Annotated in this window: 18 protein-coding genes; 6 read left to right on the top strand and 12 right to left on the bottom strand. The window is 51.8% G+C overall.

Going from position 1 to position 15,602, the window contains the following annotated elements:
* Positions 1–332 precede the first annotated feature (332 nt).
* From ACTZWV_RS02310 to ACTZWV_RS02300, 3 genes are all read left to right on the top strand, one after another.
* Positions 333–947, top strand: coding sequence for a TetR/AcrR family transcriptional regulator (locus tag ACTZWV_RS02310; RefSeq protein ID WP_444784987.1), 615 nt, complete (start codon positions 333–335; stop codon positions 945–947).
* Positions 948–1,068: 121 nt separating this feature from the next.
* Positions 1,069–1,968, top strand: coding sequence for an AraC family transcriptional regulator (locus ACTZWV_RS02305; RefSeq protein WP_444784986.1), 900 nt, complete (start codon positions 1,069–1,071; stop codon positions 1,966–1,968).
* A gap of 91 nt (positions 1,969–2,059) precedes the next feature.
* Positions 2,060–2,986, top strand: a complete 927-nt coding sequence (locus ACTZWV_RS02300) for a DMT family transporter (protein ID WP_444784985.1) — start codon at positions 2,060–2,062, stop codon at positions 2,984–2,986.
* Between the two features lie 64 nt (positions 2,987–3,050).
* On the opposite strand, the gene ACTZWV_RS02295 is transcribed toward ACTZWV_RS02300, so the two are convergent.
* The 9 genes from ACTZWV_RS02295 to ACTZWV_RS02255 all read right to left on the bottom strand — a co-directional run bounded on the left by ACTZWV_RS02295 (position 3,051) and on the right by ACTZWV_RS02255 (position 11,381).
* Positions 3,051–4,292, bottom strand: a complete 1,242-nt coding sequence (locus ACTZWV_RS02295) for a peptidoglycan DD-metalloendopeptidase family protein (protein ID WP_444784984.1) — start codon at positions 4,290–4,292, stop codon at positions 3,051–3,053.
* Between the two features lie 165 nt (positions 4,293–4,457).
* The gene (locus ACTZWV_RS02290; protein WP_444784983.1) at positions 4,458–5,843 is read right to left on the bottom strand and encodes a peptidoglycan DD-metalloendopeptidase family protein; all 1,386 of its coding nucleotides are present in this window, start codon (positions 5,841–5,843) and stop codon (positions 4,458–4,460) included.
* 1 nt (position 5,844) lies between these two features.
* Positions 5,845–6,237, bottom strand: coding sequence for a BlaI/MecI/CopY family transcriptional regulator (locus ACTZWV_RS02285; protein ID WP_444784982.1), 393 nt, complete (start codon positions 6,235–6,237; stop codon positions 5,845–5,847).
* An 81-nt stretch (positions 6,238–6,318) separates the two neighbouring features.
* The gene (locus tag ACTZWV_RS02280; RefSeq protein ID WP_444784981.1) at positions 6,319–6,633 is read right to left on the bottom strand and encodes a DMT family transporter; all 315 of its coding nucleotides are present in this window, start codon (positions 6,631–6,633) and stop codon (positions 6,319–6,321) included.
* Between the two features lie 160 nt (positions 6,634–6,793).
* Positions 6,794–7,624 carry a DNA ligase gene (locus ACTZWV_RS02275; RefSeq protein WP_444784980.1) on the bottom strand — a complete coding sequence of 277 codons (831 nt, stop codon included), beginning with the start codon at positions 7,622–7,624 and terminating at the stop codon, positions 6,794–6,796.
* Positions 7,625–7,694: 70 nt separating this feature from the next.
* Complete coding sequence (locus tag ACTZWV_RS02270) at positions 7,695–8,963, bottom strand: serine hydrolase domain-containing protein (protein WP_444784979.1); 1,269 nt, start codon at positions 8,961–8,963, stop codon at positions 7,695–7,697.
* An 80-nt stretch (positions 8,964–9,043) separates the two neighbouring features.
* A complete protein-coding gene (gene mtgA / locus ACTZWV_RS02265) occupies positions 9,044–9,733 on the bottom strand; it encodes a monofunctional biosynthetic peptidoglycan transglycosylase (RefSeq protein WP_444784978.1) in 690 nt (229 codons plus the stop codon).
* A 92-nt stretch (positions 9,734–9,825) separates the two neighbouring features.
* Positions 9,826–10,764, bottom strand: a complete 939-nt coding sequence (locus ACTZWV_RS02260) for a YihY/virulence factor BrkB family protein (protein WP_444784977.1) — start codon at positions 10,762–10,764, stop codon at positions 9,826–9,828.
* 179 nt (positions 10,765–10,943) lie between these two features.
* Positions 10,944–11,381, bottom strand: a complete 438-nt coding sequence (locus ACTZWV_RS02255) for a hypothetical protein (protein ID WP_444784976.1) — start codon at positions 11,379–11,381, stop codon at positions 10,944–10,946.
* Between the two features lie 219 nt (positions 11,382–11,600).
* Between ACTZWV_RS02255 and bla the strand changes: the two genes are divergently transcribed.
* The 3 genes from bla (at position 11,601) to hepT (ending at position 13,463) form a co-directional block, all read left to right on the top strand.
* Positions 11,601–12,503, top strand: coding sequence for a subclass B3 metallo-beta-lactamase (gene bla / locus ACTZWV_RS02250; protein ID WP_444784975.1), 903 nt, complete (start codon positions 11,601–11,603; stop codon positions 12,501–12,503).
* 140 nt (positions 12,504–12,643) lie between these two features.
* Positions 12,644–13,042 carry a type VII toxin-antitoxin system MntA family adenylyltransferase antitoxin gene (mntA, locus tag ACTZWV_RS02245; RefSeq protein ID WP_444784974.1) on the top strand — a complete coding sequence of 133 codons (399 nt, stop codon included), beginning with the start codon at positions 12,644–12,646 and terminating at the stop codon, positions 13,040–13,042.
* A complete protein-coding gene (gene hepT / locus ACTZWV_RS02240; RefSeq protein WP_444784973.1) occupies positions 13,029–13,463 on the top strand; it encodes a type VII toxin-antitoxin system HepT family RNase toxin in 435 nt (144 codons plus the stop codon). The genes mntA and hepT overlap by 14 nt, the downstream gene beginning before the upstream one ends.
* A 219-nt stretch (positions 13,464–13,682) precedes the next feature.
* Here the strand turns inward: hepT and ACTZWV_RS02235 are convergent, their stop codons facing one another.
* The 3 genes from ACTZWV_RS02235 to ACTZWV_RS02225 all read right to left on the bottom strand — a co-directional run bounded on the left by ACTZWV_RS02235 (position 13,683) and on the right by ACTZWV_RS02225 (position 15,602).
* Positions 13,683–14,177, bottom strand: coding sequence for a hypothetical protein (locus tag ACTZWV_RS02235; protein ID WP_444784972.1), 495 nt, complete (start codon positions 14,175–14,177; stop codon positions 13,683–13,685).
* Between the two features lie 167 nt (positions 14,178–14,344).
* Positions 14,345–14,998 carry a thiopurine S-methyltransferase gene (tmpT, locus tag ACTZWV_RS02230; protein WP_444784971.1) on the bottom strand — a complete coding sequence of 218 codons (654 nt, stop codon included), beginning with the start codon at positions 14,996–14,998 and terminating at the stop codon, positions 14,345–14,347.
* A gap of 103 nt (positions 14,999–15,101) precedes the next feature.
* Positions 15,102–15,602: a GNAT family N-acetyltransferase gene (locus tag ACTZWV_RS02225; RefSeq protein ID WP_444784970.1), complete on the bottom strand. Its 501-nt coding sequence runs from the start codon at positions 15,600–15,602 to the stop codon at positions 15,102–15,104.

Here is a 15,602-nt window from a genome sequence, read left to right as displayed (position 1 = left end):
AAGAATTTGTTCTAAGGCTGAAACAGCACTATTGCAGTGCCGACGACTTCACTAAGCCAGACGATTTCACTAAGCTAACAGAGGCTACTGTCAAGCTATGTCAGCATTGTACGGCGCCACACTACCGGGTTTAATGCCGGATACCGGCGCATTCTTGCCTGAAACTCCGAAGCTGCGGCGTGGCCACAGCTTTACTGAACCATCGCAAGCGCTTAAGGGTCTTAGCTGATGTCAGTGGCAAGATATCTGTACTCAGCGGTAAATAACCCTTACTGGACAAGGGGTCTTTTGCTGTTTACTATATGAGCAAGTTTTAATGCAGGAGCTGAACAATGTCAGCAGTAAATTGTACTCCAAATGTTGGCCGCCCCCGCGCTTTCGATATCGACACCGCGCTGGAAAAAGCGTTGGAAGTGTTTTGGCGCAAAGGCTATGACGGCACATCCTTATCCGATCTGACTGAAGCCATGGGCATTAATAAACCCAGCTTGTATGCCGCCTTTGGTAACAAAGAGCAGCTGTTTTTAAAAGCCATTGAAATGTATGAGAGCCGGCCCTGCTCGTTCTTTTTGCCGGCGCTGGAAAAACCCACCGCCTATCAGGTAGCCGAGCATATGCTGCATGGCGCAGCAATGAACATGGCCGACACTAACCATCCGCAAGGCTGTGTCGTAGTGCAGGGCGCGCTGTCGTGTAGTGAAGCAGCAGCCACGGTAAAAGAGGCGCTGATTAACCGCCGCGTAGAAGGCGAACAAAAACTCTGTGCCCGGTTTGAGCGGGCAAAACAGGAAGGCGATTTGCCCGCCAGTGCCGATGCTGAAACCCTCGCCCGGTACCTGGGTACGGTATTGCAAGGCATGGCCGTTCAGGCTAATAACGGCGCAAGCTCTGAGCAATTACGCCAGGTGGCCGAAATGACGCTGCAGGCTTTTCCGCGCGCCGGCTAAGCCGGTGCCGCCTGCCTTAAACTCCATACTTATTGCCTGATCCTCCAAAGCAGTGCTGCAGTAATAGGCAAAGCCACAGCGGCTGCCTATACTGCGCTTATCCACTGTGCCAGGGGCCATTATGACCGACGAACGCGAACTTCTGCGCCAGCAAATGCTGCAGCCTTTACTGACTGAACTCACCACCACCGGTGTCAGCAATTCTGTGATTCCGGGTGTGCGGCTGTTTCGCAGCAATGCGCCTACCTCTGCCACCCCCACCATATACGAGCCAACGCTTTGCCTGTTACTGCAAGGGAGTAAGCAGTTGCTGCTGGGTGACGAGCTGTTGTTGTACAGCCAACTGCAATACCTGCTGGTACCTGTGATGCTGCCGGTCAGCGGAAAAATTTTAAAGGCCAGCAGCGCCGAGCCCTATATTGGTATGAGCATTAACCTCGACTTACGCGAACTGACAGACTTAGTGATCGATCTGGGCGATAAAGTACCACGCCAACCGGCGCCGGCGCGCGGCATCAGTGTTGGCGACGCAGACCCGGCCTTACTGTCGGTGTTTCAGCGCATATTACAGCTATTGCGTCAGCCGGACGATATAGCGGTGTTGCTGCCATTGTTAAAACGTGAGCTGTTGTACCGTCTGCTGCTTGGCCCGGTAGGCGGCCATCTGCGCGAATTTACCCTGCTCGACAGCCAGGCCAACCGCATCAGCAAAGTCATAGAGTTGTTGCGTGAGCGCTACAATCAGCCGCTGCGGATCAAAGAACTGGCTGATGCAGCGCATTTAAGTGAATCGGCGTTGTTTCAGAGCTTTAAGGCCGTTACCTCTATGTCGCCGTTGCAGTTTCAAAAGCAACTGCGGCTAAATGAAGCACGGCGTATTATGCTGTACGAAGGTTTAGAAGCCGCCACCGCCAGCTATAAGGTAGGCTATGAAAGCCCGTCGCAGTTTAGCCGCGAGTACAGCCGCTTATTTGGCGCGCCACCGAAAGCCGATGTGGCGCGTTTTCGCCAGACGCTGTAAATTTTCTGTTCAGGCTACTGTTTTAACGGCGCACAAGGCTTTATGATCAGCGCCTCTGTTGCTGCCGGTCGCACCCACTATGCCATCCACTATGAAAAATACTCTGCTTTATCTGGTTACGGTTTTAATCTGGGGCTCAACCTGGTTCGCCATTGAGTTTCAGCTGGGTGAAGTGGCAGTAGAAGTGTCCTTACTGTACCGTTTTGCGCTGTCGGCTGTGCTGATGTGGCTGTATTGTGTATGGCGCCGCTTGCCAATGCGCTTTAGTGCCAAAGATCATGGCTTTATTGCGCTGCTGGCGCTGTTTAACTTTGCGCTGAACTACATTCTGATTTATCAGGCGCAGCAGTATTTAACCTCCGCCATGACCGCCATTGCCTTTACCACTATGTTGCTGATGAATATCGTTAATACCCGGCTGTTTTTCGGCAAGCCGGTGGCCAAGCGCATTTATTTCGGTGCCTTAATGGGCATTGCCGGCATAGTCGTGCTGTTTTACCCCGACTTAGACGGGCTGGATTTCACCAATGCCAGCTTAATTGGCTTAGTGCTGGTGCTGGGCAGCGCCCTTAGCGCATCGCTGGGCAATATGGCCAGTGTACGTAACTCACGCGCCGGTTTGCCCATTACCCAGGTTAACGCCTGGGGTATGCTGTATGGCGCCATTGGCCTGACATTGCTGGTACTGCTTAGCGGCACCCCGTTTACCTTCAGCAGCTCACCGGCTTACATCATTTCGTTGCTGTACTTAGCGGTGTTTGGCTCGGTTATCGCCTTTGCTACCTATTTTGCCTTGTTAAAAGGCATGGGGCCGGAAAAAGCCAGCTACACCATAGTGCTGTTTCCGCTGGTAGCAGTGGTGCTAAGTACCTTGTTTGAAGACTTTGCCTGGAGCGGCTACACCTTCGCCGGCTTTGCTCTGGTGCTGGCCGGTAATGCGCTGGTGTTAACCCCCTTTGCTAAAATTAAAGCGCTGCTGTTTAAAAGCAAGGTTCAGCCTCAAGTGCTGGCGCCGTAACCGCACGCGGTATTTAGCGGCGCTGACATCAGGTTGCGCCGCTGAATAGCCGGGCGCTGCCTATTTAGTGCAGCTGCGCCAACAAGGTTTCTTCTTCCATTTGCTTGATCATAAAACCGACCCGCTCGAAAAAAGCCCCGCGGCCGTGATCCGGGATCGGCTCGGCCAAAGGGATATCCGCCGTCATTGGGTTCACCGGCCGGTTGTTAACATGCAGCTCATAATGTAAGTGGGCACCTGTCACGCGGCCGCTGGCGCCGGATAGCGCAATGCGCTGGCCACGCTCTACCCGCTGGCCTTTACGCACCAGGCTCTTACTCAGGTGCAAATAGCGGCTTTTGTATTGGCCATGGTGCTGAATTTCAACGTAACGCCCGGCAAACGGATGCTTTTCTACCCGGATCACCGTGCCTTCAGCTGCGGCCAGTACCGCTGTGCCAATAGGAGTAGCGAAATCGGTGCCATTGTGTGGCTGCACCCTGCCGCTAACCGGGTGCAAACGGCGCGGATTAAAACTATCACTGATGCGAAACTTACGCTCTAATGGCAGCCGCATAAAAGCGCGTTCTAAACTTTCGCCATTAGCATCATAATACTGGCCGTTGTCATGCAAAAATGCACTCAGCTGTTGCCGCTGGTTAAACAGCCGTACGCCGTCAATACGGCTTTGGCCGGTGGCTTCAGCCCCGACATAATTGTCGCTACGCACCACCTGAAAACGGGCGCCGGCACGAATGTCGCGGGAAAAATTAAGCCGATCCCGAAACAACTGATGCACCGTAGCAATTTCGACATCGCTCAGGCCGGCCTGTTTTGCCGAAGCATAAAAGCTGCCGCTGATAGCGCCAACCAGGGTGGTACTGTGCCACTCACCTGCATTTAACAGTTCTTGGTAACTAAACTCGCCGCCGTCTTCGCGTTGATACAGCACCCGGTTGCCGGCATGCACAAACAGTTCCATGGCCTGTAGTTGCTGGTTGTCGTCCAGCTGAAATGTCAGCCGGTGCCCGGGCCGCAATACATCCAGCGCCAATAATGATTGATCAGCGGCCATCACTTGCTGCATTTGCTGCTGGCTAAAGCCCTGGCCGGAAAAAATGCCACTTAAGCTATCGCCCGGTGCAATGGCGTAGTGCCGTACCCGATCATCTTGGGATGGCACTTTCAGCCCTGCCACCAGTACGTGCTGCCATTGTTGGATCTGGTGCTTTACGTTATCTGCCTGCTGCCACCCTTCTGTTATCAAAATGGGCAATACTACGGCAGAGGCCGGTGTGGTGTTATGTCGCGGGCCAGGCCACAACATAATAACGCCAGACAGCAGCAAAAGTAGCAGCATCGCGCGGCGGTGCATCAGAGGAAGACTCGCAGCAAGCTGCGATACAGTTATGGCCATGGGGTAGTATTCCATCCTGGTTTAATAGTGGTTTAACCGGCTTGTGTTGCTAACCGCAGAAGAAGGCCGCCTGTGCTACTGCAGTTGCAAGTAAGGTGCTGGATCTTGTTGCCGGCCATGTAACAGTATTTCAAAGTGCAGATGTGGCCCGGTTACCCGGCCTGTAGTGCCCACTGTTCCTATTGGCTCGCCGGCTTGCACAGTCTGGCCGGCAACAATATGAAAATCATTCAGATGGGCGTACAGCGTTTGATAGCCATGACCATGGTCAATTAACACCACCTTGCCATACCTGCTGTTCAGGCTGCTATCATCGGCAATTAACACTTTGCCTTTTTGGCTTGCGCTAATAGTTGTCCCCGCTGCAGCACCAAAATCCACGCCCTGATGCGGCCGGTTTTGCCGGAACGGATGTTTTTCCGCATAAAAAGACGTTACCGGCTGCTTGCCAACAGGCAACAGCCATTGTTGCGGCGGCTCGCTGTAACTAAGCGCAGAGCTGCTCAGCTGCAGTGAAAACACAGCGCCGGCAAACAGCATACTGATACGCCATCTTTGTCCGCCAGACAGCCGCGGCGCGGGTTGAAATAACTGCAGCAAACGTTGCCGGTAAAAGTTCATGTCGGCATTGTCATGAATAAACCCTGCTGTTAGCGCGGATAAATGCCCGGCCTGGCTCTGCTTTAAACTACTCAGTAATGTCTGAGCATACAGGGCCGCCAGCTCCGGTTGTTTTGCTAACACCACTTGATCAACCGCCAGTTCAATACTGCGGATAAACGCTTGCTCTAGTTGCCGCAGCGCCGGGCTAAACCAAAAAAAGGCGACCAGAATGCGCATTATTAATAATTGCTGCGGATCACGCCTGTGCAGGTGCACCAGTTCATGCGCTAACAAGAGGTGACGTTGCTGTACTGACAGTTGCCAGATATAGGCTGGCAGCACCAATACCAGGCGGCTCCAGCCGGCAATAAAAGGCGAGATAGCAGCCTGAGTTTGGCGGATCTCAATATGTTGCGGTACCAATGCCAACTGCGTCGGGCTTAACAAGGTTGCCGCGTTTAGTGGCTCGGTCAGCGTTATCAGCTGTTGTAACCGCTGCCATTGCTGCGCCACCCGCCACAACTGCCACAGGCTGATCATTAATACCAACCCTATTAGCATGCGCCAAAACGACTGCATAACCGCCAGCGGCCGGCTAAGGTTGGGGTGTGCCGGTTGTGCGGCCAGGGTTTGCATTGAATAAACGGTATCTTGTAGCAAGGCAGACGGAATAGTCCAGTACTGGCCCAACTGCGGTAGTGGCAGCAACGGCAAAAAACATAAACCCAGCACACACCAGTAAAACGTTGGCCATTGCTGCAAGCCCGGAATTCTTTTCAGTAACACCTTGCAGACCAGCCACAGCAGCGCAGCCCAGACACTACACAGTAGCAGCGATATCAATAGTTGCTGCGCCATCTCAGGCGTCCTTATCGTGTAATGGTTTGGCTGCGGCTAACTGCTGCAGCAGCTTTTCTAAATCGGCTATTTCACTGGCATTGATCACTTTGCTGTTGGCAAACATCGCCACCGGTAACGGGCCTTTTATTTCAAACACCCGGTTGGCAAAATCCTGCACATAAGCGGCCAGCGTCGGCATTTTGTCCAGCAAAGCGCGATAACGGTTTTTATTGCCCTGGCTGTCACAGGCGATAAAGCCTTTAGCGCACATGCGTTCCAGGGTTTTGCGGGTAGAGGAATAACCCCAACCCAGCATAGGTGCCAGGTCATCATGCAGCTCGCGCGCTGTCAGCGGTTGCTTTAACCAAAGTAACTTAAGAATTTCCAGTTCCGGCGCCGTAGGTTGCTGCATAAGATTGCTGTAAGCTAAAAATCAATACGCCTAGGGTGCGACAAATGTCGCAGTTTATTTTCCGGCTGGCTGTGTCGTCAGTTAAGCAGTTAGTTTCAACCCCACTACTCCGGCCAAAATCAGCCCGAAGCACAACAGCTGCGTGGCGCTGATGCTCTGGCCGAAAAAGTAATGCTTAATAACGCTGATAGACAACACACCCACCGCCAGCCAAACTAAATAGGCATGGCTGGCCGGTATCTGTTTCAGTGATATGCCAAACAGCACCAGGCTGCTGGTCATACACAGTACCGCGAAGATCACATACGGAATTTTGCTGAACGACGCCGACTTTTCAATGCCGATAAGCCAACCGGCCTCCAGCACGCCAGCAATAATTAACAGTAACCAGTACACAGATACACCCCATCTTATCCAGGGGCCGTCCCCGATAGAGATAGAGCGGTGAGGTCGTCCTCACATCAGCAGAATGGTAAAACCGGCGCAGTTTGGCAAAGTTTACCCCTAACTTCAAGCTTTGAACTGCAGAAGCAGGCCGGATTAAGTTAACGTCGTTCTAAAACTCTTGCCGTACGCGCAAAAACCGCGCAAAACGCGGTAAGCCATGTTTGGTCAGGCCGTTATAGCGGTAAGTCACCACAGCACCAATTTGTGGCGGTGCCCGGCGCAATTCGTCGGTTAAACCACTGCCAATGGCAAACTCTTTACCTTCCGGCGTTTTAACCACTAAAGCCCCCACCATACCCTGATATTTACCCTTACCCGGCCGGTAACCAATCACTTGTGCTTCGGTATCCTGATAGGTTTTTAGTTTGAGTAAATCACTGCTGCGGCCGGTTTTATATAACGCATCCTGATGATGCAACATTAAGCCCTCGGCACCATTGCTTTCCAGCTCGCTAAGTTTGGCCTGCAATGCTGCCTGATCAACAACACGGAACTGCGGTACCAGGGTTAAATAATGGCTGTTGTGCTGCTGCACCAGGGTTTGCATCGCGCGGATACGCTCAGTAAAACTGCCCGCGGCATCCGGTAATTCAAACAGGTAATAACGGATATGCTGCCATTCGCTATCCACCGGCGTAGTTTTACTGACAATACTTAAGGTATCAGCAAACTTATTCCGCCCCAGCCACAGCTCGCCATCCAGCTTTTGGCCGGGGAAATCCGCCACAAACCACTTTGGTGCCGCAATAACATTACCGCCGCGCGAAATTAACTGCTTACCATCCCAAAAGGCGCGCACACCATCGAGCTTCTCACTGACCCAATACTGCTGTACCTCAATATTGTCGGAGTACAGCTGCGCCAGTAACAACTCAGGTTTAGTCGCCGCTGTTATATAAAAACAGCAGAGCAACAACAATGCACTTAACACTTTAATCATTATTTGGCATCTTTTTGTTTAAAACAAAAAGTATAGTGACCCGCCCTGTTTCAGCAAGTTAGTGGCTAAGCTACTGAAAATGCTCAGACAGTGCCTGCAAAAAGCGGTATTCATTTAATCCGGCGCGGTTAAGCGGTTTGGCTTGTGCGCTCCACATCGCTACCACCAGCTTTGCATCCGGGTCGACAAACAGATACTGTCCAAAAATACCCTCTGCGGCATAACTTCTGCCGTGCAGCGGCCAAAACATATAGCCGTAATCAACTGCCTTGCCGCCGATAACCTGGCGACGGCTGGCTTCCGCCATCCAGCCTTGCGGCAATACCCGCTCGCTGCTATTTGCCGTGCTGTTGCGATCTGCGCTGGTGCTGTTATTTGCGGCGTTAATTACGCCGTCATTCAGCCAAAATAAGCCCAGGCGGGCGTAATCACGCAAGGTGGCCGATAAACCGCTGCCACCTATTTCCAGGCCATCGGGCGCTTGCAGCCACCAGTTGGCATCGGCTTCCATGCCCAGCTTCGACCAGATTTTTTCTGACAAATACTGTGCTACCGGCTTACCGCTAGCGGCTTGCACCAAAGCCCCTGCCAGTTGAGTTTCACCGGTACTGTAGTTCCACACTGTGCCGGGCTTGGCGGCGCGCGGCAATGCTGCCATCAGAGCCAGAATAGCGCCCGGCTGCTGGCTTATTTGCGCCTCCAGCATGCGCCGTCTGTCTGATGCGGCATCAGTGTAAGTTTCGTTCCAGGCCACGCCGGAGCTCATCTGCAGCAGCTGTTTAACCGTTACGCCATCATAAACGGTGCCCTTAAAGCGCGGCAGATAGTTCACAATAGGGTCATCAATACTGTTGATATGGCCGTCGTGTATCGCAGCGCCAATTAAGGTGGCGGTAATGGATTTAACCACCGACATCGACATCCAGCGCGTATGTTCGTTATTACCCAGCAGGTATTTTTCAAACACAACTTCGCCGTGGTGGATAATCAGCAGGCCGCTAACGCGGTTCATCGACAGCACGTCGTATAAATCATAGCTCTTGCCATCAACCTGGTAAGAGAATTCCCGCAATGGCTGTTTACTCAGCGGCAAAGTACTTACCGTCTTGCCACGCGCTACGCTGCGGGTGGGGAACAGCCGGTCGATATTGCGAAAAGTATTCACCTGGATATCCGGGTACAGTTTGCCATCGTACAGCTGGCGTACTGTGCCGATGTCCTCATTGGCATGGCGATAGGGTGTTTGCGCTGTGTTGTCTGGTTGCGCTAAGCCGGCAGGGCTGTTTAATGCCAACAATATGGCTACGGTGAAGGCTGTTCTAAATTGACAGAAATACATAGGGCCTGATTCCTTTTTCAGATAGTGTTAACCGTAGCACTACAAAGGCGATTTAAAAAATGCCTAACCCCTTTGCTTTGTTAATTAAGGATCGCTCTTAAATAGCCGGCGCCAAGTTGCTGCATTTGCTGTTCAACCCAAGCTACGCGCTGGCGCAGGTAAGGCGTTAAATTGCGGGCGTCGCGGCTGCGCGGGCCAGGCAGTAACACCGCCAGTCGCGCGGCTTCATTAACGGTGAGCCTGCCGGCCGGTTTGCCAAAATAATGCCGGCTGGCCGCTTCCACGCCGTAAATGCCTTTGCCAAATTCAGCGATATTTACATACACCTCTAAAATACGTTTTTTGCCCCAAATCGCTTCCAAACTTACGGCAAACATCGCTTCCAGGCCTTTACGCACCAGGCTGCGGCCCGGCCACAGCAGCAGGTTTTTCGCCGTTTGCTGGCTAATGGTACTGGCACCGCGCAAGCCATCGCCATCATCAAATCGCTCAAGCGCGTTGCGAATTTCGGCCATATCAACACCAAAATGCTCAGGAAAACGCTGATCTTCCGAGGCCACCATTGCAAGCGCCACATGGGATGGCAGCGTATCAATGCTGACCCACTGTTGCGTAACCGGATAAGGGCTTTGCAGCATAAAGGCAGATGTTGGCGGCGGTACAAAACGCAGCACCAGTAAAAGAGCCGATAGCGATAGCAGCAGTAGCAGCACAGAGCGCCAGATGACAAACCAGGTCCAACCGAAAAAACCGCGCTCACGCTGTGTCATTTAGTCTCTCTTGTCAGATTTAAGCCGTTGTCGAACGGCCTGGAGTATAGGAAATTGCGCGGCCATAACAATTGGCTCTGCTTCTTGGCGCCTCAGCTTGGCGGCACGTCCTCGATCAATTCCCTGTGCACACATACTGCCGTACTCTTGGGACGAACCGGCTTGCCTCTGCCCTCAAGGTGCGCCCGCGTAAAGGCTGCCCCGAACAGCAGGATCATGGAAGAATAGTTTACCCAAAGCAGCAGCAGTGCCAGCGAACCGGCGGCGCCATAGGCCGATGCCGTCGCAGTATAGGCCAGGTAGATGGCGATCAGGGAACGGCCGGCCGTAAACAACACTGCGGTGATAAAGGCACCGGGCAGCACGTCCCGCCAGGACAGCACTACGTCGGGCAGTATCTTGAACATTGCCGCGAACAATAACGTGATCACCAGCAGCGACAGCACTAATTCCATCCCCACCATCGTCCATCCCGGAACCGGCAGCCATTCCTCAGCGAATGCCATTATGCTGCGCAAGGCTACAGACAATAACAGCGAAACCAACAGAATAAAGCCGATGGCCAGGATGATGGTCAGCGACAGCAAACGGCTCTTGATAAAGATCCACAGGTTGCTTCTGGCTGGACGAGGCGCAACATCCCAGATCTGATTCAGCGACTGCTGCATTTGCGCAAAAACCGTGGTGGCACCCACTATGGTGGCAATAATCCCAATCAACGCCGGCCAGATGCCACTCTGGTCAATCTGCGAATTGCTCACTGCCGTCTGCACCACCCCAGCAGCTTCCGCACCCAGCGCTCCTTCGAGCTGCGCAAACAGTTGCCCCTGAACCGCGCTCTCGCCTATCACCAGCCCGACCAGCGCAACAACCACTACCAGAATCGGCGCAATAGAAAAAACCGTGAAGAACGCCAGCGCGGCGGCGTAAATAAAAGCCTGGCTGGCCAACCAATGCCGCAGCGCGGCGCCCAAAATACTCAGCCAATGCCTCACCACAGCGGGGAGTTTGTTGTAAATCTTGCTAACCATAGTCGAAAATACCTCTGCCTTGCAGTCAATGTCGCGCTGTTACACCCAGTATAGGCGTTATAGGATAGCAAGGAATTTGCAGCTTAAATGTTACTTATCCTGTTGCTCAGGTATCGATGGCCGCAAGTAAGTCCGCTTTGCCTGATAATGTATTGCGAAATAAGCCGCCAGCATTGAGGTTAAAAACAGCCGGCAGACACCCGGCTAACTTCGCTGTCGGCTACATTAAAAAACAGCACATGGCCTGCCGCGACTTCGGCCACGGCGAAAAAGGTAATAAATGCCGAGTCTGTCCGTTCCGGGATCTGCTCTGTCAGCTGATAAAAGCGCATTTCACGGTTATCTTTGGTTATCACCCTGAGCTTTTTTACCTGCATAAACTCTGTATTTATGTATTCCCCGCCGCCGGGGTTGTACGGCAGTTGCATAAACTCTATCTGCTGATAGCCACTGGCATCGGCAAAATACAGGTTACCTACTTCATCAGTCTGCATGCTGTAACTCTCACCCATCTGCCACCGGCAACCGATAAAATCTACGGCGTTATGCTTAAGCACTGGCGCAGCAGGCAGCGGCTGTGACAACAACACAAACAAGATTAAAACCAGATACCGCATAACACTCCTACTCTTAAACTTGTCCGCGGATTACAAATTACTAGGGGCAGCTAAAATTAAACCGAAGTTTATCAGCTATTTAATGTTTTTTAGCTAACTTCTTTTCTCCACCTACCTGCACCTGGTTGTAAAGCGGATTAAAGCCCGCTAATGTTTGCCGCATTAAATTTGCCGCGGCGGAGTCTCTGCAATATCCCGCCCAACACTAAGGCGCCGGTTATGACCCTGGTTAAAGGTTTTCGCTATTTTTCATTTGTCAGTTTGGCTGCCGTGCTGGCCGGTTGCAGCACAGCAACGCTAACGCCGCCCGCCCCACCAGCCAGTGACTGGGTAAACAGCTGTACCGACTGGGATAAGTGGGACAAAGCCGGGCCGCCGTATCAAATTTATGGCAACAGTTACTATGTCGGTACCTGTGGCATCAGCGCTATTCTGATCACCGGTGCTGACGGCCATATTCTGATCGATGGCGCCACCGCAGCCGGTGCAGAGGTCATCGCCGCTAATATCCGTACGCTTGGCTTTTCACTAAGTGATGTAAAACTGCTGCTGCAAAGCCATGAGCACTTTGACCATGTTGCCGGTTTAGCGCAGTTGCAGCAACTAAGCGGCGCAAAGCTGCTGGCATCGCCTGCCGCAGCGCCGGTGTTAAGCAGCGGCGTGGTAGCTGCGGCCGATCCGCAAGCCGGCATGCACGAGCCATTTGCAGCCGCCAGAGTGGATGGCCTGGTTACAGCAGGCCAGCAGGTTACCTTAGGCAAGCTAAGCCTGATGCCGGTAGCAACGCCCGGGCATACTCCGGGCGCATTAAGCTGGCAGTGGACCAGTTGCGAAGCGCAGCAGTGTCAGGTGCTGGTGTATGCCGACAGCTTATCGCCGGTTAGCAGCGACAGCTATCGTTTTAGCCAGCATCTTAGTTACTTAAAAGCTTACCGCGCAGGGCTGGATAAACTGGCAGCGCTGGAGTGCCAAATTCTGCTTACGCCCCACCCGTCGGCCAGTGATATGCGCACGCGGCTACAAAGCAGTACGGGTTTAACCGATGCCAACGGCTGTGTGATGTATTCACAAGCAGTAAAGCAGCGGCTGCAAAAGCGTTTAACAGAAGAAACAGCACAGTAAGGTCGTAGCTGCGGCCCCATATTCTGCTGCATTACCCTATGTTTCTATCACTACAGGTTCATAGCGGGTATTTGCCCTGCCTTAAGGCAAGGGTTACACTGCTTTGCATAAGCTACACAGCTTGAACAGCGGAGCCCGGGTTGAATTTATCGCCGATACTACAGTTACTGCAACAACGCCTGCCCAATGTCATGGCGGTGTACGCTTTTGGCAGCCAGATAAACGGTACTGCCAACAAAAGCAGTGATTTAGATTTAGCTGTGCTGGTGCCAGGCTACGCCGATGTAATTGAGCTGTGGGACATTAGCAGTGATATTGCCGAACTGGCCAACTGCGAGGTCGATTTACTCGACTTTCGCGCCGCCTCTACCGTGATGCAATACCAAATTCTGACAAAGGGCGAGTGCTTATTTGCTATCGACAGCAGTGTCGGCGTTTATGAAGCCATGGTGTTATCACAAATGACCGCACTCAACGAAGCGCGGGCCGGCTTATTGCAGGATATCAGAGAAGAAGGTGCCGTTTATGGCCGTAAGTAATTCCACCCTGCCTGATGACGTACTACTGAATAAAGTCGCTACTATTGAGCGCTGCGTTTTGCGCGCACGGGATGAATACCAAAAAGACCCGCCAACCTTCGCTACCGATTTTACCCGTCAGGATGCAGCTATTCTGAATATTCAACGTGCTTGTGAAGCAGCACTGGATATGGGCCAACACCTGATCCGCAAGCACAAACTGGGTATACCGCAAAGTTCGCGTGATGTGTTTGCACTGCTCGCCACAGCCGATTTTTTACCAGCTGAATTAGCAGAAAAGATGAAGAAAATGGTCGGTTTCAGAAATATCGCGGTACACGAGTATCAGCGCTTACAGCTGGCGGTTACCGAGTATGTGATTACGCAGCGGTTAGATGACTTTAACCAGTACTGCCAGTTGCTGCTAGGCAAGGACCAATGACACTGCCCCTATTGATTCCTATTTTTTTTGCAAACCACTGAAATATAGCGAATTATCCCGATATACCTTTAATTGTCTCCGACCCCTTTTTCGTTTAATTGTCTCCGACCCCTTTTTCGTTTTTCGTATACTCCCTGTATGCCTAACGCCAGCCAGCATGCGCGGCTACGGAATAGAGACGAAGCCGCAATGTAGTAGACGTCGCCGTGACTGGCCTTGTTACATTCCCCACGTGCAGACCTCCAATTGATTGCGGCAGAAAGAGGTGTGATTGAATTCGAAAATAACACCCACGTCCGACGACTTACCTACCCACCCTATATCGAAGTGTTCTTGCGCCTCACAGTAATTCTGGAGAAGGTCAAGATTAAGAACGAACTCGGCAAGCGTTAAAGAATAATATGGCCCATCTGTATCAATAAAGAACCATCCTGGAATAATTGCCGGCTCGATACTAGCTTTGATAAAGCTGGTCATTTCAGCCATCGTGTCGAAGTACTTAAGATCCCAACCCTCAACTATGCCTCTAGTGGTAGTTTGTTGGTCCGCCTCCATATCCCATGTAGAGAAAGCTGCGTACTTTAGGCACTGCACGTCGTGACTGAATTCTACTTTCGAAAGCAAGCAAGAAAGCATAGGATCGACTGAGTCCAAAAGCTCGCGCCTCGCTCGCTTGTTCTTCACTTCTCGTAGCTTAGTTTCCAGCTTACTCATAATCTCTCAAGGGATGTAACAATTTAATAGAAGGTTCTCTGCCCGCAAGTTGCAGATAAAAAACTCAGAAGCAAAATTTTGTTTTAAACAGCTATTTAGTGCAGGCTTTCCTGTAAGACATAAATTATCAGGTCAGATAAAAACTAACCCTGATACCTCAGCATAATTTAATTTTGCTCTGACTCTATTGGTGTTAACAGCCAGCCGATCTCGGTAGCCTGGCACTTTCGTTTTAGCCCACCGGGCACTTCACGTTTTTCCAGGCAGTTAAGACTATAAACACTGCTGTAGAGTTTATGCATTTCCAGGCTATCAACAGAAAACGGCGGCCCTGCCAGCTGCGCTTGATCATACTCAAAGCAAATAACCAGTTGCGGCGCACCCTGGCTGATGGTTATCAGGTGTTGTGCATAGCGCTGTCGCATAGCGTCAGGCAAGGCTACCAGGGCAGCGCGGTCATATATAGCGGCAACCGCGCCCAGAGTGCTTTCTGACAACTGAAAAATATCGCCGACAAACACCTGCAGCTGTTCAGCTTGATAATGCAGCAAGTTACCCGCGCGACTAACGGTGGGTGTTAGCCCCAGCTCAGCAAACAGTTCTTGCACAGCCATTTCGCTTAACTCGGCGCCAACCACCGAATAACCCTGTGCCAGTAGCCAGTGTATATCGAGGCTTTTACCGCACAACGGCAGAAAAACAGTAGCGCCGGGTGCGAGTGCCAGCTGATTAAACCAACTTATCAACAAAGGATTGGCGGCTGCCTGATGAAAGGCAATTTCTCTTTTTTGCCACTTTTCCTGCCAGAAATCCGGGTCCACGCGCCCTCCTTTTAGTTTGCTGTGGATAGATGGGGCCAGTAACGTTGATATTTCTGTTAGCCACTTTTGCCTACAGCAAATCAATGTCACTGACCCTATTGATTTATATGCCCTTCACCAGCACCGACGTTTTTCTTGATCCTACAGACCTCTTATCAGGGTCATAGAAGGTTTCTACCAACTCGAACCCGGCTTTTCGCATCATGCCAGCGGAGGCCAAATTTTCTTCGTGTCGCTCAATATAGACTTTACGGCACTGTTCTTCACGCGCGATACCTACACACTTATTCAATAGCTTGCTGCCAATTCCCTTACCACTAAGCGTTAGGCTAACTACCACATCACCGATATAGGCAATTGATGATAACTCAGAGTATTTACTTAATTTCGCAGGACATGCGCTTTTTAAAATCAGCACAGCAAAACCCAGGATTGCGTTTTCCCCGGCCAGAACGGCTAATGCTTTTTTTTCGCGAATGAGGTCGAATTGTTGGTTAATACTCTCCTCCGTGATGTAATTCCACTCGTTAGCACCCTCTGTCAGCAGAAGCTCTCTCATTTGTTTAAAATCATCGTCATTCAGAGGTCTGCAATGTATTTTCAT

Source organism: Rheinheimera sp. NSM, assembly GCF_052380015.1.
Taxonomy (GTDB): domain Bacteria; phylum Pseudomonadota; class Gammaproteobacteria; order Enterobacterales; family Alteromonadaceae; genus Alishewanella.
Note: the sequence above shows the minus strand (reverse complement) of the source record. Positions and strands in the feature narration are given on the sequence as shown.